Genomic DNA, 18,734 nt, shown 5'->3' with positions numbered 1-18,734 from the left:
CCGCCGAAAGGAGTGAGATTGTCAGATTTTATTTGTAACTTTGCCATATCGATGTCGTGTTGGTGGTTCGTTTGGTTTTATTTGCAGCACTAAATTAAGTGAAATCACCGACATGACAAAATCCTGGGCAACTTTTTGTTGCTCAGGATATTATAAAAATTGTTAACAAAAGTGCTGCGGAATTAAGGAAAAAAGATAGTATTAATTATTGAGGGTTTATGATTTCTTAGCAAAAACTGTGCCGTAGCCTAGGCTTGCGTTTTTGCCTAGGCCCAGGCCGTTGGGGATCGAGAGGTTGCTGGTGAATTCCAGATCGAATGACATCAATGCAACTCCCTTGTTGTGCACTATGCGTGGGGGCTCGAGCGAGGTGATAGATGCAGTGAGCTCTTTGTCAAGGAATACCCCCAGCCCTTTGCACATCGACAGCAGGTTGCCTCGCAGGATGCGCTCTAGGAGTTGCACTCGCTCGGTGAGCGAAGTCAGGGATGTGTAGGTGCGGTAGTTGTTGGCGTTGAGAGGTAGCCAGTGGCGCAGCGTGTAGTGGAATGTGTCGTTCCACACTTGCATGCGCGTGCGTGTAGGCACCATGCTCTGCACTTCCATCACGATGTCTCGCGCGCCCAGCTGGTAGATGCCGTTGATGCCGCTGTCAAGCAGCTGTCCCATCACAGTCGCGCCGTCATCAATGCCCACGATAGCGGCTTTGCGCCCGATGCGCTTGTATTGCACCAGGGGGTAGGAATACCGGTAGCTGGTGTCGTCGGAATGGTTGTGATAGAGCACATGTGCTTCACCTTGCATGCGGGCAATGATGGCTCCGCGAAACAAGGGGATTTCATGCGCTGAAATCTCGTTGCTGAATGTGATGGTGATTACTTTTATTTCCTTGCTGCAGTCGGTCATAGTAGTGTGTGTTGTGTTGCTGTGTGGGGGTGGTTTATATACGAGTTGTTTTCTGCCACAAATTTAATGATTTTTTCTCAAAAAAACTATGTTTATTTCGATTTTTTTTATTGTAATCCATTATTTTTGTTGGTTCGGCAATTTTTTGTATATTTGCAACGTGATTGAGAAAGGTCATTGACATGTTGTGTTTAGTTAAGATAGTCTTTCATTGCTTATTTTTGCCCCGCTTTGAGGGGCTGAAATGAGGGTATTTTTTGACTTTATTGCACTTTTATCCGCGCGATTTAGTTAAAAAGTGTAAAGAAATCTTTGTAGTATGCATGGTAATCAAGCATTTACAAATTTCGCCCTCCGAGAGCATATTCCATTAAAACAAGGATTAAGACTGCTCCACAATGCCTCATGGCACTGCTTCAACGCGCTCCGAGAGCATATTCCATTAAAACAAGGATTAAGACTAAGTTCAATAGCATTTATCAGCACGTTTGCGATATCTCCGAGAGCATATTCCATTAAAACAAGGATTAAGACTTCTTATGCGCACATCTTTTGCGCTACATACTTGTTCTCCGAGAGCATATTCCATTAAAACAAGGATTAAGACTTTATCATTAGACTCATCTATAATAATAGGAATTCTCCGAGAGCATATTCCATTAAAACAAGGATTAAGACTTGAGTCATAGTGTAAGTGTGTAATGTTATATTGAACTCCGAGAGCATATTCCATTAAAACAAGGATTAAGACCAGTCTTGTTGTTGATTTTTGTCTGTTTTCATTTCCTCCGAGAGCATATTCCATTAAAACAAGGATTAAGACTTTAATAATTGTGTAAGTTCTAACAATTGTGTTGTATCTCCGAGAGCATATTCCATTAAAACAAGGATTAAGACTTTAATCTTTTTCATGTCATTTGCAATATTTACTCCGAGAGCATATTCCATTAAAACAAGGATTAAGACCCTTTTCTGTCTCGCTGTAAGGGAAGCGGTTCTTTCTCCGAGAGCATATTCCATTAAAACAAGGATTAAGACACTGAAGCATAGCCGTCAGGAGCATTCTTACTGACTCCGAGAGCATATTCCATTAAAACAAGGATTAAGACTATTTTAAATGGCTGTGACCATCTCCTGTTTTCTACCTCCGAGAGCATATTCCATTAGAACAAGGATGATGCCTGCAAACAAGAATGTTTGCAAGGTGCAAAAAACTGCGAGGGCTGATTCCATTATAACAAGGATAAACCGTTTACACACATAATACACTTTTAAACACATTATGGAATTAGTCATTAATACATTCGGAGCTTCGATAAAACGTGATAAAGAAGCATTTGTTATTGCGAACAAAGATGGGCAGCAACGCATTCCCGTTGACGGCGTGACCAGCATCGTCATGGGGCGTGGTGTCCTGGTGACAAGTGATGCCGTCATGCTTGCAGTGGAACACGAGATTGACATGATATTTAGCGACAAAGCTGGTTCAATGGTAGGACGGGTGTGGAGTCCCAGATATGGTTCGGTATCCTCTATAAGGAAAGGGCAAATCAACTTCACGTTTTCGCACGATGCTCTTACATGGATAAAGAAGGTGATAGCTCGCAAGATAGAAAACCAGCAGGCCTTGCTGCTGATGTTCAACAGCGATGACGGCAGTGCTACTCAACTGACGCGCAAGTCTATTGCACGAATGGAAGATTATCGCACCAAGGTGCTTGCGGTAGAGGGAGATGTGGTAGCAGATGTTGCCCCTAGCCTCAGAGGGTGGGAAGGATTGGCTTCACGCATCTATTTTGAGACACTTAACACGTTCTTGCCACGCAACCTGCAATTTGGCAAACGCAGTCAGCGTCCTGCTATTGACCCTTTCAATGCCTTTCTCAACTATGGCTACGGTATGCTATATGGCAAGGTGGAGGGAGCGCTTATCAAGGCCGGGGTTGACCCATATGTGGGAGTAATGCACCGTGATGACTACAACAGGCCTGTGCTTGCCTACGACATAATTGAGCGTTACCGTGTGTGGGTTGACTATGTCGTGACAAACCTCGCGTGCCAGAGTGTGATCAATGAGGATTACTATTCGGTGCATGATGACGGAAGCTGCTGGCTTGAGGGATTGGGTCGCCGCGTGCTCATTCAGTCGGTAAACGACTACCTCGATGAGGTTGTTGAGGTGTCTGATGACATGCAACGCTCACGTGCCACTATCATCCAGATGGATGCTCACAAACTCGCCAACATGTTCAAACAATATGTCTAACCATAATCTCCAAAAACAAAATTATGCTTTCAGCCGGACTTAACGTCACCGACAATACTCACCCGCTTGCAAAAATAACAGTGGAGTATCTTTACGACAAATTGCGTAATCCCAGAAGCGACCTTGTAGCGATGATTAGGCAACTGCGCACAGTCAAACGGCTTGATGCCAAGCGATATGCCGTAGCTAAACGCCAGCTTCCCTATGTGTGTTGCGGCATCTTTAATCCTGCTTTTCGCAATAGTCAGAATTTTGCTTATGCCCAGCATTTCATAATAGATATCGACCATCTGTCTGATAAAGGTCTTGATGCTGAGGTCGTGAAGCAACGACTCTCGCAAGACCCCCGTGTGGCACTGGCTTTCTTGTCGCCTAGCGAAGATGGTATTAAGGTGTTGTTTAATCTTAACGAACGCTGCACCGACCCGGGACTGTATTCCCACTACTATCGTGAGTTTGCGCACGCATTCGCTGCAACACACAACTTGGAGCAGGTAATAGACCGATGCACAAGCGATGTAGCTAGGGCATGTTTCATTAGCTGGGACCCGCAGGCCTACTTCAACCCCGACGCTGAAACTTTGGTCATGTCCAGATACCTTGACATCGACAATGTTGCCAGTTTAGAGAAAGAGAACCGACTGCACTTGCCACCTGTGTCGCAACCAGCACGCGATCCTGATGACGAGACGATGGAACGCATCAGGCTGCTACTTGCCGGTAAAAAAAAGCAAGCGCTCACAGCCAAACCGCCAGTCGAAGTGCCTGATGAACTCAACCAAGTAATGCCTGCTATTGAAGCCATTCTCACTGATAACGGAATCACAGTGAACAGTGTTGAAAACATCCAGTATGGAAAAAAAATAAAACTCAGTCTCGGAGTCAAGCGGGCAGAGCTAAATATATTTTATGGCAAAAGAGGTTTCTCGATAGTCAAGTCACCACGTTGCGGCACATCGGCACAACTTAATGACCTGACAGCACAACTCATTGCCACCCAACTGTATTAATTGCATCATGGCACGACGCGACTACGAACAACTGCCGTGGACTGAACGCATGAAACGGCTCATGCATGCCAGTCTCAAAGAAGATGCCCACATTGTGCCAGGCAACATTGATAACGGTGATGACAATCAAGTGGGGACTCTGAGCGAGAGAGTGAATAGGATTTTCGGGTTTATCAATAATAAACGTAACACTGACATGACATTCTTTGTTATGTATGACATAGAGAGCAACAAAGTGAGACGTCACATTGCAAAGTATCTGCTGGAAAGCGGATGCATTCGCCTACAACGTTCCATGTTTCTGGCTAACTTGCCACATGAAAAGTTCAACAAGATCAAGGATGACCTAGCGCAAGTGCAGGCTTGTTATGACAATGATGACAGCATTCTCGTGGTGCCCATCTCTTGCGACTTGTTGCAAGCCATGAAGGTGATAGGGCGAGACATAAACGTTGACATTGTGTTGAGAACCAGCAGCACGTTATTCTTTTAATTTTGTATTATCGGGGTAAAGCATTGTGTATCAGTGATGTGAGGGTGCTATTGGAAAATTGGTCACAAAATAATTGTGTGTTTGAAGAAGTTTAGTTAAATTTGCATTTCAATGGCGAGGATCTTTGACATGTTGTGTTTAGTTAAGATAGTCTTTCATTGCTTATTTTTGCCCTGCTTTGAGGGGCTGAAATGAGGGTATTTTTTTGACTTCATTGCACTTTTATTCGCGCGATTTAGTTAAAAAGTGTAAAGAAATCTTTGTAGTGTGCATGGTAATCAAGCATTTACAAATTTCGGCCTCCGAGAGCATATCCCATTAGAACAAGGAATAAGACCGGATTTGCCTGCGCAATCGGCGCCTACCTCCCTTCTCCGAGAGCATATTCCATTAGAACAAGGATTAAGACGACGATGCGGTCCTCTTTGAGGACAACGCCATCTTCCTCCGAGAGCATATTCCATTAGAACAAGGATTAAGACCCTCTTACTCCTACTCTTCTTCCTAATTCCAATCCTCCGAGAGCATATTCCATTAGAACAAGGATTAAGACACACAAAGTGCTACTGCGAGCACTACCAAAGTTACTCCGAGAGCATATTCCATTAGAACAAGGATTAAGACGATGTGATTCAGATGATAAGAAACATTTCTAACACTCCGAGAGCATATTCCATTAGAACAAGGATTAAGACTGCATTAGTAACTTCTACATCTCTGTTAAGATCTCTCCGAGAGCATATTCCATTAGAACAAGGATTAAGACTACTGTATAAAGACCTTGGGCCTTCAGTAGCAGTCTCCGAGAGCATATTCCATTAGAACAAGGATTAAGACGCGTCACCCACTGTGCTAACTTTCATTTCACGACCTCCGAGAGCATATTCCATTAGAACAAGGATTAAGACGTATCGCGAAGTTCTTTAGAACAATGTTTGCTCCTCCGAGAGCATATTCCATTAGAACAAGGATTAACACGCCAAGGCTGACATTGCCGAGGCTATCGTGGCGAACTCCGAGAGCATATTCCATTAGAACAAGGATTAAGACAATTTTGATCTAATCATCTGGGAAATTTACATAGGCTCCGAGAGCATATTCCATTAGAACAAGGATTAAGACATCTAAAAACTCTACTTTTGGATTGTTTTCACATCTCCGAGAGCATATTCCATTAGAACAAGGATTAAGACCACTGACCTTTGTACTTTGAGGTCTTATTATCCCACTCCGAGAGCATATTCCATTAGAACAAGGATTAAGACCAATTAGGATATTTTTCATTTAAAGCTCTTTACAAGCTCCGAGAGCATATTCCATTAGAACAAGGATTAAGTCTCGTCTATTTCTTCATCTGAACAGTCAAGCGACTCCGTGTGCATATTCCATTAGAACAAGGATTAAGACTGGTGCTGACTGGATGCAACCAGGAGATTTAAGAATCTCCGAGAGCATATTCCATTAGAACAAGGATTAAGACACTTTATTAAGTGTAGTGTAATTACTACATTCAATAAACTCCGAGAGCATATTCCATTAGAACAAGGATTAAGACGCTTCATCAGTGTACTGACGGGTAATGTTTGTCTCTCCGAGAGCATATTCCATTAGAACAAGGATTAAGACTTTCTCGAAAATCCGGTCAGTCCGTTGTTAACCCTCCGAGAGCATATTCCATTAGAACAAGGATTAAGACTTTTATTACAGCATCACGAATAATTATGTTTTGTAATCTCCGAGAGCATATTCCATTAGAACAAGGATTAAGACTGTGCTCAGCTTGCTCCATTGCCAGGTTAACAAGCTCCGAGAGCATATTCCATTAGAACAAGGATTAAGACACCTTTGTAAGGTCACGAAAAGAATTTGATTTTGTCTCCGAGAGCATATTCCATTAGAACAAGGATTAAGACTTACACAGCTTTGAACAAACGCGTCTTCTATGCGATCTCCGAGAGCATATTCCATTAGAACAAGGATTAAGACTTAGTTTTGCCGTCAAACGGATTTTTAGCCATAATTCTCCGAGAGCATATTCCATTAAAACAAGGATTAAGACTGCCCTAAATCTAAACAAGCATTAGGTGTAAAATCCTCCGAGAGCATATTCCATTAAAACATGGATTAAGACTTCTCTCTCCACAGCCATAGCCATGCATCAAGGTAGGCTCCGAGAGCATATTCCATTAGAACAAGGATTAAGACAGTCGTAGTCACACTCATCGTTGTACTCGATGTAGTCTCCGAGAGCATATTCCATTAGAACAAGGATTATGATTGCAAACAGGAATGTTTGCAAGGTGCAAAAAACGCTCTGGGTGGATGTCCCTTTAGAACGGGGGTGTAGAAGAAAATGAGCTGCTGGAAAGTTTATTGCTTTCTAGCAGCTCATTTAGTTAGTGGTGGTTTGAGTATGGGGAGGAATGTTAAATTAGCCGTCGCTAGGTGTTTTCGGCGCGATTAATTGCGATGCATTTCCATTTGTCACCAGTGTGTATTGCTACGATATCAACGAGGCTTTTATCGGCCAATTTGCTTGTCATGAATTGCGGGATATAGAATCCCTCGACTTTGCCATAGGGTTTACCTTCGCGGTTGACCTTGAGGTGCAGGAACCCGCGCACGCGCCGCAGCCAGTCGTGTTGTTGCTGTGCGCTCTTTGTTGCCGCTACCGGCCTGCGTCCTTGCATGGTTATGTCATAACACTCGCCGTCGCGTGCCTCGCGGGGCACGCCTAGCGCTCTCGCTGCGACCATCGTCTTCTCTCCGGTGGGCGAGTACATGACCCACTTTGCTATTTTCTTGCCGGGTCGTTTCTCGTCGATTACAACACCGGCTTTAACCATGGTGACTGATGGCAACTGGCCGTAGATAAAGTCATGGGCTTCCTTCTTGTGTGCTGCATAGTAGCTGTCGCAACCCGATGCCGTTACAAGCTGCAGATGGTTGTATTCGATATAGTACTCGATGGGTATGCGCCAGTTGTTCTGCTCGTAGGTTGCTTTCACTTTGTCGATCTCATGCCGTGCTTGTTCGTTCTCTCCTGCCTCGCGCAGCAGTGTGGCTAATCGTAGTCTCACTTTCACCACAAACTCGGGTTGCACGCGCTGCAGCAGGGCGTTGCACAGAAGCGAAATCTTGAGTTGGCGGTCGTCGACAAGCTGTGCAAGTTCGCTCCACAGGTACACTTTGCCGGCATTCTTGGCAATCAGTGCTTTGTAAAAATCCACGGCAAGGTTGTCATGGCCTTGCTTGATGAGCATTTGTGCCTTGTAGCGTGGCAGGTTGTCGTTGCCGGGGAATTTTTCGATGGCTTGGTCCAGCAATCGGGTGAAGTCGTCGCTAGGTTCAAGCTGCGGCATCACAGCCATTTCCTTGCAATAGACGCTTATTAATTTCTCTATGAGGGATGGAATGCGTTTGCCGTCTTGAGTGGTGGCCTGATTCCAGTCGTCGTCGCGCACATTGGCAAGGTCCCACATTGCGACAAAAGTTGAGAAGACGAAGTCTTGTGGCGTGGACCGTTCGGTTCTCACGGCCTCGCCCAGTATGAGGGAGTGTAGCAGCGACGGGCGTTCGACCTGGAGTTTGAGGTAGTTGTTGAGCCAGCGTTTGCGTCGCAGGGCGTTGGTGGCATCGTCGGCATGTAGCGCGCGGTAAATGCACCAGGCATAGGTTGTGTGTAACCGTGTGTCGAGATTGTCGCTTTCTTGCAGGGCGGCGAGAGAATCGCATGCCTCGGCCTCGTGTCCCTGTGTTCGTGACAAGGCATCGGCTTGCTCCACTTCTTGGCGATGCGGAAGGAGTCGGCGGTCGATATTGCTAAGTGACTGGGTCACATATCCCTTGTCGTCGGTTATGCTGTCGGCGAGTTGATGCATGCGAGCGGCGGTGGCAGCCAGGGCATCGCCTTCCTGCTCCTTTGCCATGTCGTTGAGGCACCAAAACATGGCGCTGCATGTCCACTCCGACTGCTCGCGGGCAAGGTCTTGCTCGGCCATTTCCAGGGCGGCTTCCAGTTGCCCCGACTTGCGTAATGCTGTAACTTCTTTATATGACATATTTTGATAGAGTTTTGCGGGTTATTTTACTGTTGTATTCTCTAGCTGGCTGACCAGTTGGTGCATGAGCGTGTCGTCCTCGCCCAGGTCGCTGCACACATTGGTGGAGGTGACGAAGTGCTTGCCATTGTACCAGAACGTGATGTGGCTGTGGCTGCCGCTGGTAATCATGCCATAGGTCACCTTCCACGTTTCCTCGACGATGCCAGTGACGGTAATGCCGAGTTCGTCGCATTGTGACATGACCAGTGCATGCAGTTGGGCAAGCATGGTTTCGCGTGGTGAGTAAGATGCGGTGTCGTAGATGTAGGCCGAGTTGCTGCGCAGGGCGTTGAGCAAGAGGGGCGAGATGGTGCCGTTGCGCTGGGCGTAGTAGGTGTAGATGTTCTCGTCGTTGTACTTCAGATCGCAGGTCACTCGTCCTAGCGGTGTGTTGATCACGTAGGCATCGTTATAGTTGGACACGATGACTTGCTCGATGCTGTAGCCAGGTTGCAGTGCGCGAGACACTGACAGGTACTTGGCACGTTGCACCGGTCTGGCAGATGGCGGCAGCGCATCTATATGCCCTGGGTCGATGACCTTTACCGAGCCAGGGTAGGGCGATTTAACTTTTTTGATTTGCGGCGTGATGGTCATCTTGTCTAGCGGAGTCACGCACGGCATGTTCACACCCCACAACCGTTGTGTGGCACGCGTGGTAGCGGTGTAGTTCCATCGCAGCGAGTCGTTGTCGAGCCCTGTGCGTCCAGTGTAGTCCACAATCACGTTGCGCCATTCGCCGCCTTGCGATTTGTGTGCAGTGATGGCGTATCCGAATTTCACGTTAAGCGCATTGTAGTAGGGATCATTGCGCAAAGCCTGCGCTAGCGCTGACTTGTCGTTGCGCAGCTTGCTGTTGCGAATCATGAAGTTGATGAACATGGCCATGTTCTGCTGGTTGGTGAGCGACGGGTTGTCGTTGTAAAGCAAATCCTCAATGATTTTGCACGCCACGATATCGCCCGAGTCGTTGACAACCTTCACGTTGCGAAAATGCAAGGTTACATCAACCTTTTCCTTCTCGTTGCCTCTTGTTTGCCACACAGGAGCGGTGAGAGTGTCGCTATGCGGGTCAACCCTGGCGACGGTGACAAAGTCACCGTTGTAGAGGTGCATGTCGGGGGCTACGTTGAGGTTGTTTTTCACTACTTGCAGCACGTCTCCCACGGCGATAGTGTCGCATTGAGGGAAATAGTGCTCCCTCACCTTGCGGTTGTAGTAATGCACCATGCGGTTAGAATAGCACACCACTATACTCTCACCAGCAACAGGACACGGCTGCAGTGAAGTGAACTGTTCAATCACTTTGTCTTGGGCAATGGCTTCGACCTCGCCTGTGCGGGTTTCCAGCACCAATTCGTTGTGCACTGGTTGTTGGAGCAGGTCGCGCACTTTCATCGCATTCTTGAGTATGCAACTATCAATGTCTTGCCTCAGCACCTGAGTGAGTTCAAATGTAGTCACACCCAGACCTAGCTTGGCAAAGTAGTTGTCGTCGAGCGCGGGCGAACGGTTGTCGCCCACCGGTGGCAGCTGTGCGGGGTCTCCCACGAATATCACTTTGCTACCGTTGTGTAGCTGGGCAAATGATAACAGATCGCGAAGGAGATTGTCTGAACCGAAGTGTAGGTGCGATGGCGCGTCGTCACGCGAGCTTATGAGTGAAGATTCGTCAACCACTATCACGCTTGACGCTGGTGGGCAATGGTGGGCGATATTGCGTAGTGCAAAGAAAAACTGCACATCGTCGCTAGCATTGTCGTCGTGGCGCTGCTGCACGTTGCCGCTGATTGACTCCTCGATTAGATTTCCGTCCTTGTCGTGCCTGCGGCACTTGAGGTCATTGAGCTTATATATTGCACGGTGTATGGTGGACGCGTCATAACCTGTCTTTTCTTGCAGCACTCTGGCGGCACGCCCGGTGGGTGCCATCAGTAGCACACGCTTGCCAGCAGCCTCAATGCAGGGCAACGCTGTCTTGAGCAGGGTGGTTTTGCCAGTTCCGGCATAGCCTTTTAATATAAAGATTTGTTTGCTTCTGTCGGCGATGAAATCTGTTATGGCGTCGAGTGCCTGTTGTTGCTGTTCTTTCAGTTGCATGCTATTAGGATTTAGTCAGTTAGGAATTCTGTTGATTGTGTCGGTTGTGTTATAGTATATTTTGATAATTTGTTATCAGTTTATTTGGTATTAGCAAAAATCATGCCATGAAATCGGGCTTGAAAAATCATATTATTAGGGTATAAAATTGAGGCGTGTGTGTCTTTTTGTGACTAGACACACACGCCTGTAGATGTTGTTGGGTTTGTTATTTGCTGAGTTGCTCGTGCATGTTGAGGGCGGCGCGGCGGCCGTCGCCCATGGCTAGGATGACTGTGGCTCCGCCTCGCACGATGTCGCCACCGGCGTAGAGGTCGCTCACGCTTGACTGCATGGTCTCTTCGTTGACCACGATGGTGTTGCGCTTGCTCACTTCGAGTCCGTCGATTGAACGAGGAACGAGCTGGTTGGGCGATACGCCCACGGCAACTATCACTACGTCAACGGGGATGTCTTCGATTGCTCCTTCAACGGGGACTGGAGAACGACGTCCTGAAGCGTCGGGTTCGCCCAGTTCCATGCGCTGGACGCGCATTGTGGTGACACGTCCCTTGTCGTCGCCCAGATACTCGATGGGGTTGTGCAATGTCATGAACTCGACTCCTTCTTCCTTGGCGTGTCCGATTTCCTCGCGGCGTGCGGGCATTTCGTCTTCACCGCGGCGGTAAACGAGTACCACTCGCTCTGCTCCCATGCGCAGTGCTGTGCGTGTGGAGTCCATAGCGGTGTTACCTCCACCGACAACGGCGATGGTCTTGCCTTTGAGCACTGGTGTGTCGCCTCCGCGTCCTGCTTTCATGAGGTTGATGCGGGTGAGGTATTCGTTGGACGACATGACGCCGTTGAGCTGCTCGCCCGGTATGTTCATGAAGCGAGGGAATCCTGCTCCTGAGCCCACGAATACGCCTTTGAATCCCATCTCGTGCAGGTCGTCGTAGGTGAGGGTGCGTCCCACAAGCACGTTTTTCTCAAACTTCACTCCCAGCTTGCGCAGACCGTCGATCTCGAAGTCCACGATGTCGTTGGGCAAGCGGAACTCGGGGATGCCATACTTGAGCACTCCGCCTATCTCGTGCAGGGCCTCAAACACGGTGACGTCATATCCACGCTTTGCCATGTCGCCTGCAAATGAGAGTCCTGACGGTCCGCTGCCGATAACAGCGACTTTGATGCCGTTTTTCTCGACCTGCGGTGTTGCCTGTGCATTGCCCTCGGTGCGTAGCCAGTCGGCGGTGAAACGCTCCAGGTAGCCGATTGCAACGGCCTGGTGTTTCATTTTGAGGTGTATGCACTTGCTCTCGCACTGTTTCTCTTGCGGGCACACGCGTCCGCACACGGCGGGAAGAGAGCTTGTCTGCTTGATTGTAGCGGCTGCTTCCTCGAAGTTACCGCGCTCGATGTTCTTGATGAAGCCTGGTATGTTGATGTTGACGGGGCATCCGGTGACACACTGCGGGTTGTTGCAGTCGAGGCATCGCTGTGCCTCGCGCATGGCTTGTTCCTTGCTGATGCCCTGGTTCACTTCCTCGTTGCAAGTGATGCGGTAAGCGGGGTCGAGTTGTGGCATTTCCACGCGCTCAATGGCAGTGCGCTCTTTGGGCGACATGGTGGCGCGCAAGTCGATGCGCCATTGCTCATTGCGAGCTTCGTTTATATCGTTCATAGTGATGTTCTTTTTTATAAGTTTTTATGGGTTATATAGGCTACATAGGCCAGATGGGCTACATAGGCTATATATATAGGGTGGTGGTTTTAATAGCTTTTGAGGCGCATCATGAGTTCGTCGAAGTCGATCTGGTGAGCATCGAACTCGGGTCCCTCCACGCACACGAAGCGTGGCTTTCCGCCCACGGTGACGCGGCAAGCGCCGCACATTCCTGTGCCGTCGACCATGATGGCGTTGAGCGAAGCCTCGGTGGGCACTTCATATTTCTTGGTGAGCAGAGAAACGAATTTCATCATGATGGGAGGGCCGATGGTGATGCAGCGGTCCACCTTCTCGCGTTGTATAACTTCTTCGACTCCAGCGGTGACAAGTCCTTGCTTGCCGTAGCTTCCGTCGTCGGTCATGATGATAACGTCGTCGCTAGATGCGCGCACTTCGTCCTCGAGGATGATGAGGTCCTTGCTGCGTCCTGCAAGCACGCTGACAACGCGGTTGCCGGCTTCTTTCATTGCGCGTATGATGGGGAGCAGAGGAGCAACGCCCACACCGCCGCCGCAACACAGCACGGTGCCGTAGTTGTCAATCTTGGTGGCTTGCCCCAGGGGGCCTACAACGTCGTGCAGCTCGTCGCCGGGATTGAGCGAAGTGATCTTGCGGGTTGACTCGCCCACGGCTTGTATAACAAGGGTGATTGTACCGGCAACGGGGTCGCTGTCGGCAATGGTGAGAGGAATGCGTTCGCCGTCTTCACCGCAGCGAACAATGACAAAGTGGCCTGCGCGGCGTGCCTTGGCAATGAGAGGTGCTTCTACTACCAGTTTGGTCACGTTGGCCGAGAATTGTTCTTTGGCAACAATCTTGTTCATAGTCTATATAGTTTATAAGATTTATTTCTATGTTGCAAAGTTAGTAATTATAAATAATCGGGGCAAAGAAAAAAGCGAGTTTTTTCTCGCTTTTTTTTGGTGTTGCCGGGTTTGTGGCCATTTGTTAAGGAGGGTTCTATTAATTCTGGGATAAAGTTCTTAATTATTTCGGTCGCTTTTGAGTCTGTTTTGGTATCTCCGACGGTCTCGACCATCGGTTACGATGCAGTGTAACGACTTTGTCGTTATCAAAACCTGCTCAAAACATCTCTCAAAATCGCCTCGACATAATTAATAGAACCCAGCTAGGCAATATCATGCCCGGTGTAGAGCTGGTAATACTTTCCTTGCAGAGCCAACAGCTCGTCGTGAGTGCCAGTCTCGATGATGCGTCCGTGGTCGAGCACGACGATGCAGTCAGCATTACGCACCGTGGACAGCCTGTGTGCTATGACAAAAGTCGTGCGTCCTTTCATGAGCGAGTCGAGTCCTTGCTGCACCAACTTCTCGGTGCGTGTATCGATTGAAGATGTTGCCTCGTCGAGTATGAGAATGGGCAGGTCGGCCACAGCAGCTCTCGCGATGGCTAGCAGCTGTCGTTCGCCCTGGCTCAAGTTGCTGCCATTGTCGGTGAGAATGGTGTGGTATCCGTCGCTCAATCGCCTGATGAAGTTGTCGGCATTTGCCAATTTTGCTGCTTCTATGCAATCTTGGTCGGTGGCGTCGAGACGTCCGTATCGAATGTTGTCAAGCACGGAGCCAGTAAACAGGTGAGTGTCTTGCAGCACCATGCCTAGTGCTCGGCGTAGTTGTTTCTTGTTGATTGTGGAGATGTCGATGCCGTCGATGGTGATGGAACCAGAATGCAGGTCGTAGAAGCGGTTGATGAGGTTAGTGATAGTCGTCTTGCCAGCGCCAGTTCCACCCACGAAAGCAATTTTCTGGTCGGGGAGCGCTACAAGGTTGATGTCGCTCAGCACCAGTTTGTGCGGGGTGTAGCCAAAGTCCACGTTCTTGAAAACCAGAGCACCGTCAACCCGTGTGAAACGAGGTTTTCCGCCCTTGTCGTCCTGTTGCCTCCACGCCCAAGTGCCGGTGCGAATGATCATGGGCAGGAGCCTGCCCGCGGCATTCTCGGCGGCATTGACGAGAGTGACGGTGCCGTTGTCTTCCTCCTGCTTTTCGTCAAGGAGTTCGAAAACACGCTCGGCCCCCACGGCAGCATTGAGCACGCTGTTGACTTGCTGGCTGAGGTTGGCAATGGGACGCGAGAAACTCTTGTTGAGAGTGAGGAAAGCCACAAGAGTGCCCAGCGAGAGGTCAACGTGAGCGCTGAGCACGAGCGTAGCGCCCACGACGCCGATGAGCACATAACTCAACTGCCCCAGGTTGCCGTTGACGGGCATGACGATGTTTGCAATGCGATTGGCGTTATATGTGCTGTCGCGCAGTTGCTCGTTGATTTGCTCAAATTCCTCGATGGCTTCGTCTTCGTGGCAGAATACCTTCACGACCTTCTGTCCGCTCACCATTTCCTCGATAAAAGCGTTGGCCTCGGCCAGTTTGCCTTGCTGCACCTTGAAGTGCTTGCGCGAGCGCTTGCCCAGGAAAGTGGTGGCAGCAGCCATGAGCAGAGCCATGAGCAATGCCACCATGCTGAGGGGCACATTGAGCACAATCATGCTGGCAAAGGTCACAGAGAGCGTTATCACGGAATTGAGCGTCTGTGGCAAGCTCTGGCTAATCATTTGTCGAAGAGTGTCAACGTCGTTGGTATATCTAGACATGATGTCGCCATGCTTGTGCGTGTCAAAGAACGACACAGGCAGAGACTGCATGCGCCAGAACATGCGGGTGCGCAGCTTGTACATGGTGCCCTGGCACACGTTGATCATGAGGCGGCTGTGGGCATAAGAGCAGACGACGCCCAGTGCAAGCATGAGGGCCAGCGTGAAAAGCGTGCGTGCCAGCGAGTCGAACTGCGGGTTGTCGATCTGTGTCAGTGGCACGATGAAGTCGTCGATGAGAGTGCGAGTGAATAGTGTGGATGCAAGCGTGGTGACCGAGGTGACCACAATGCACACCACGACGGCAAGGCAAGAGAACCTGTACTCCGACAGAACCATGCGTGTGAGCCGCATCAAAGTGTTGCGTCTGTTGTTCATGCCATGCCCTCCTTTCTTGTGCTGTCGTCGAAGTCGCCCGAGTCGTCGTTCTGGAGCGAGTAGATTTCTTTGTAGAGATTATTGCCATTGAGCAGATCCTTGTGTGTGCCCCAGCCGTGCATGCGTCCGTTGTTGAGCACAAGGATGCGGTCGCAATCCTTGATGCTGCTGATGCGCTGGCTGATGATAATCTTGGTCACGTTATTAAGTTGTTGTGCCAGAGCCGAGCGAATGAGGCGGTCGGTGTCGTTGTCGCAAGCACTGGTGGAGTCGTCGAGCACCAGCACCTTGGGTTTCTTGAGCAGCGCCCTGGCGATGCATAGGCGCTGTCGCTGCCCACCTGACACATTGGTTCCGCCTTGCTCGATGCGAGTGTCGTAGCCGTGCGGCATTTGTGCAATGAACTCGTGAGCGCACGCAATGCGACACGCTTGCTCACACTCTTCGCGTGATGCCTCGGGGTTGCCCCAGCGCAAGTTCTCCAGTATGGTTCCAGAGAACAGCACGTTCTTTTGCAGCACTACTGACACGCTGGCACGCAGAGCGGTGAGATCAAGAGAACGCACGTCTTTACCTCCCACCATGACGCTGCCACGCGACACGTCGTAGAGACGGCTTATCAGGTTGATTAGGCTGGACTTACCGCTGCCAGTGCCGCCAATTATTCCTATGGTCTGCCCGCTATCGATGTGCAGGTCAATGGCATGCAGGGCATACTCTCCGCTACCGCCCTTGTAGGCAAAACTCACGTTGTTGAAGTCGATGCGTCCGTCGGGAATGTCGGAGTCGGCGTTTTCGGGATTAGTGATGTCGGGCACTTCATTGATGACTTCCACCACGCGGCGACCGCTGGCTGCGCTCATGGTGAGTTGGACGAACACCATGCTGAACATCATGAGCGACATGAAGATGCTCATGATGTAGGTAAACATAGAAGTGAGCTGCCCTGTGGTTAATTGTCCGGAGACGACAAGTTTGGCACCAAACCAAGACAGGGCTATGATGCAACTGTAAACCACCAAATTCATCACGGGGCTGTTTAGCGCCATGAGTCCCTCGGCCCGCACATAGAGCTTGCGCAACAGTGAAGCGGCGTCGATGAATTTCTTGTTTTCGTGTTCTTCGCGCACAAAAGCCTTGACCACCCTCACCGCAGTCACGTTTTCCTGCACGACCGTGTTGAGCGCGTCATACTGCTTGAGCACCTTGGCAAACACCCTGGCAACAGACCTGATGATCAAGACGAGGACCAACGATAGAAACAGTGCAGCCACGACAAAAATAAGGCTCATTCGCCCGCTGATGAACAGGCACATGCCGATGCTAGAAACCATCGACAGCGGTGCACGCACCGAGATGCGCATGAGCATCTGGAAGGCATTCTGCAAGTTGTTGACATCGGTGGTCATGCGCGTTACCAGCCCGCCCGTGCTGTACTGGTCAATGTCGCTGAAAGCAAATCGCTGAATGTTGCGGTACATGGCCCGGCGCAGGTTGCATGCAAACCCTGTTGACGCAAAAGCAGAGAACCGTCCTGCCTGAATCCCAAGGAAAAGACTCATCAAAGCCATGCCTAACATAATGGCGCCATAAGTGTAAACATTCTCAAGATTACCCACGGTTATGCCATGGTCGATGAGCAGCGAAGTGACGTAGGGGATGAGCACATCGAGCCCCACCTCGAGAAGCACAAAAACGGGTGCCAGAAGCGCCGCGGTCTTGTATTTGCCTATGTGTTGGTATAGAGTTTTAAACATAATAACATATTTTAATATGCAAATTTACGATTTTTTATTATCTTTGCCACATAACTGATAGAAAAAAGGAATGAAGAATAACAGATATGCACTGACGGCTGTTTGCTTGTTTGTGACAATTATGATGTGTGCACAGCAACGCGACACTCGTGTGAAAATAATAGACTCCAATGTGCACAGCCTGAAAGTGGCACCAACGAGCAATGCCTATATGCCTCCCGTGATAGTGATGGGCACAGGCGACAGGATAGCAGTGGGATTTGACTACTTCGACTACGACGAGCACTACCTGCGTTATCGCGTGACCCACTGCAATGCCGACTGGCAGCCGTCGGCACTGGTGGAGAGCGAGTATGTGGATGGTTTCAACTATGGCGACATCACCGACTACGGCCATAGCCAAGCCACGTTTGTGCAGTATTGCCACTACTCGTTTGAATTGCCCAACGAGGACTTCGTGATAACCAAGAGCGGCAACTACCTGCTAGAAGTGTTTGAGCAAGACGACCCCGACAAGGTGCTGTTCCAGAGCCGCTTCTCGATGTGCGAGCACTTGGTGGACGTGATGGCAGAGGTGTCGACTAACACCGACATAGACTATAACGACGCGCACCAGCAGTTGGCAGTGGAACTGGGCTACAAGCGAGAGAACATAAGCGACCCCTACAACGAGCTGACGCTGGTGGTGTCGCAGAACACGCGCACCGACGACGAGAGAGTGATCACGCGTCCCTTGATGGTGGAGATGGGCAAGATGACCTACGACCACAATCCGCTTCTCATCTTCAATGCCGGCAACGAGTACCGCCGCATGGAGATGGTGAACACCAACACAATCAACATGGGAGTGTCCAGCATACGCTACTTTGAGCCGTACTACCATGCGACGCTGCGCACCGACGAGCCTCGTGCCACCGACATGTATCTGTATGACCAGACCCAGCATGGCCATTTCACCGTGCGCAACAGCGAGTGCGACGACAGCAACCGCGAGGCCGACTATGTGGTGACCCACTTCACTCTCGACACCGGTGGTCCGCTTACCGGTGGCTCGATAATACTGGACGGAGAGTTCACCCAGGGCTTGCCGCTGAACGCGGTAAAGATGAGATATGACGCAGCGACAGGCTGTTACCTTAACGACCTGCTGCTCAAACAAGGGGCCTATAACTACCAGTACCTGTGGGTGCCCGATGGCACGCAGAAAGGACAAACCGCCAAAATCGAAGGCGACAAGTTCCAGACCATAAATCGCTATGCAATAAGGGTGTATGACCGCCCCATGGGCGACCGTTACGATCATCTCGTGGGCTTCGGTGTGGCATATTCTGGAAAATAGGCACGAAAATTGCAAGTATAGAGAAAAAATACTCACTTTGTAAATTGACAAATAACAACAAAT

The 18,734-nt window shown here is 49.6% G+C and carries 11 protein-coding genes and 2 CRISPR repeat arrays; of the genes, 4 read left to right on the top strand and 7 right to left on the bottom strand.

The features are described 5' to 3' along the window. Positions 1 to 216: 216 nt before the first annotated feature. The gene (locus ACKI3C_RS05505) at positions 217 to 906 is read right to left on the bottom strand and encodes a CRISPR-associated endonuclease Cas6 (RefSeq protein WP_407402864.1); all 690 of its coding nucleotides are present in this window, start codon (positions 904 to 906) and stop codon (positions 217 to 219) included. A 352-nt stretch (positions 907 to 1,258) separates the two neighbouring features. Then, a CRISPR array of direct repeats spans positions 1,259 to 2,088; the repeat unit is 37 nt; unit sequence CTCCGAGAGCATATTCCATTAAAACAAGGATTAAGAC. A 100-nt stretch (positions 2,089 to 2,188) separates the two neighbouring features. Here ACKI3C_RS05505 and cas1 point away from each other — a divergent pair. The 3 genes from cas1 to cas2 are packed head-to-tail and all read left to right on the top strand — an operon-like array spanning position 2,189 to position 4,675. Next, positions 2,189 to 3,172, top strand: a complete 984-nt coding sequence (gene cas1, locus ACKI3C_RS05500; protein WP_407402862.1) for a CRISPR-associated endonuclease Cas1 — start codon at positions 2,189 to 2,191, stop codon at positions 3,170 to 3,172. Positions 3,173 to 3,195: 23 nt separating this feature from the next. Then, a complete protein-coding gene (locus ACKI3C_RS05495) occupies positions 3,196 to 4,182 on the top strand; it encodes a CRISPR-associated primase-polymerase type B (protein WP_407402860.1) in 987 nt (328 codons plus the stop codon). Positions 4,183 to 4,189: 7 nt separating this feature from the next. After that, the gene (gene cas2, locus ACKI3C_RS05490; RefSeq protein ID WP_407402858.1) at positions 4,190 to 4,675 is read left to right on the top strand and encodes a CRISPR-associated endonuclease Cas2; all 486 of its coding nucleotides are present in this window, start codon (positions 4,190 to 4,192) and stop codon (positions 4,673 to 4,675) included. A gap of 300 nt (positions 4,676 to 4,975) precedes the next feature. Next, positions 4,976 to 6,953: direct repeats of the CRISPR family, unit length 37 nt; unit sequence CTCCGAGAGCATATTCCATTAGAACAAGGATTAAGAC. Between the two features lie 163 nt (positions 6,954 to 7,116). On the opposite strand, the gene ACKI3C_RS05485 is transcribed toward cas2, so the two are convergent. The 6 genes from ACKI3C_RS05485 to ACKI3C_RS05460 all read right to left on the bottom strand — a co-directional run bounded on the left by ACKI3C_RS05485 (position 7,117) and on the right by ACKI3C_RS05460 (position 17,332). Continuing rightward, on the bottom strand, positions 7,117 to 8,736 hold the full coding sequence (locus ACKI3C_RS05485; RefSeq protein ID WP_407402856.1) for a tetratricopeptide repeat protein: 1,620 nt from the start codon (positions 8,734 to 8,736) through the stop codon (positions 7,117 to 7,119). Positions 8,737 to 8,757: 21 nt separating this feature from the next. Next, positions 8,758 to 10,878 (bottom strand): ATP-dependent RecD-like DNA helicase, encoded by a 2,121-nt coding sequence (locus tag ACKI3C_RS05480; protein WP_407402854.1) that lies wholly within the window; start codon positions 10,876 to 10,878, stop codon positions 8,758 to 8,760. Positions 10,879 to 11,086: 208 nt separating this feature from the next. Further along, positions 11,087 to 12,541, bottom strand: a complete 1,455-nt coding sequence (gene gltA, locus ACKI3C_RS05475; RefSeq protein ID WP_407402852.1) for an NADPH-dependent glutamate synthase — start codon at positions 12,539 to 12,541, stop codon at positions 11,087 to 11,089. A gap of 89 nt (positions 12,542 to 12,630) precedes the next feature. Further along, on the bottom strand, positions 12,631 to 13,410 hold the full coding sequence (locus ACKI3C_RS05470; protein ID WP_407402850.1) for a sulfide/dihydroorotate dehydrogenase-like FAD/NAD-binding protein: 780 nt from the start codon (positions 13,408 to 13,410) through the stop codon (positions 12,631 to 12,633). 305 nt (positions 13,411 to 13,715) lie between these two features. Further along, positions 13,716 to 15,575, bottom strand: coding sequence for an ABC transporter ATP-binding protein (locus ACKI3C_RS05465; RefSeq protein WP_407402848.1), 1,860 nt, complete (start codon positions 15,573 to 15,575; stop codon positions 13,716 to 13,718). Further along, on the bottom strand, positions 15,572 to 17,332 hold the full coding sequence (locus tag ACKI3C_RS05460) for an ABC transporter ATP-binding protein (protein ID WP_407402846.1): 1,761 nt from the start codon (positions 17,330 to 17,332) through the stop codon (positions 15,572 to 15,574). The genes ACKI3C_RS05465 and ACKI3C_RS05460 overlap by 4 nt, the downstream gene beginning before the upstream one ends. Before the next feature lie 70 nt (positions 17,333 to 17,402). On the opposite strand from ACKI3C_RS05460, the gene ACKI3C_RS05455 reads away from it, so the two are divergent. Next, positions 17,403 to 18,671 (top strand): DUF5103 domain-containing protein, encoded by a 1,269-nt coding sequence (locus ACKI3C_RS05455; RefSeq protein WP_407402844.1) that lies wholly within the window; start codon positions 17,403 to 17,405, stop codon positions 18,669 to 18,671. Positions 18,672 to 18,734 lie beyond the last annotated feature (63 nt).

This window comes from Sodaliphilus sp. (assembly GCF_045598405.1).
Classification (GTDB): Bacteria; Bacteroidota; Bacteroidia; order Bacteroidales; family Muribaculaceae; genus Sodaliphilus; species Sodaliphilus limicaballi.
Note: the sequence above shows the minus strand (reverse complement) of the source record. Positions and strands in the feature narration are given on the sequence as shown.

Coding starts and splice junctions, on each gene's coding strand:
- gltA (WP_407402852.1), bottom strand. CDS start 12,541: ATGAACGATATAAACGAAGCTCGCAATGAGCAATGGCGCATCGACTTG.
- ACKI3C_RS05470 (WP_407402850.1), bottom strand. CDS start 13,410: ATGAACAAGATTGTTGCCAAAGAACAATTCTCGGCCAACGTGACCAAA.
- ACKI3C_RS05460 (WP_407402846.1), bottom strand. CDS start 17,332: ATGTTTAAAACTCTATACCAACACATAGGCAAATACAAGACCGCGGCG.
- cas2 (WP_407402858.1), top strand. CDS start 4,190: ATGGCACGACGCGACTACGAACAACTGCCGTGGACTGAACGCATGAAA.
- cas1 (WP_407402862.1), top strand. CDS start 2,189: ATGGAATTAGTCATTAATACATTCGGAGCTTCGATAAAACGTGATAAA.
- ACKI3C_RS05485 (WP_407402856.1), bottom strand. CDS start 8,736: ATGTCATATAAAGAAGTTACAGCATTACGCAAGTCGGGGCAACTGGAA.
- ACKI3C_RS05465 (WP_407402848.1), bottom strand. CDS start 15,575: ATGAACAACAGACGCAACACTTTGATGCGGCTCACACGCATGGTTCTG.
- ACKI3C_RS05480 (WP_407402854.1), bottom strand. CDS start 10,878: ATGCAACTGAAAGAACAGCAACAACAGGCACTCGACGCCATAACAGAT.
- ACKI3C_RS05505 (WP_407402864.1), bottom strand. CDS start 906: ATGACCGACTGCAGCAAGGAAATAAAAGTAATCACCATCACATTCAGC.
- ACKI3C_RS05495 (WP_407402860.1), top strand. CDS start 3,196: ATGCTTTCAGCCGGACTTAACGTCACCGACAATACTCACCCGCTTGCA.
- ACKI3C_RS05455 (WP_407402844.1), top strand. CDS start 17,403: ATGAAGAATAACAGATATGCACTGACGGCTGTTTGCTTGTTTGTGACA.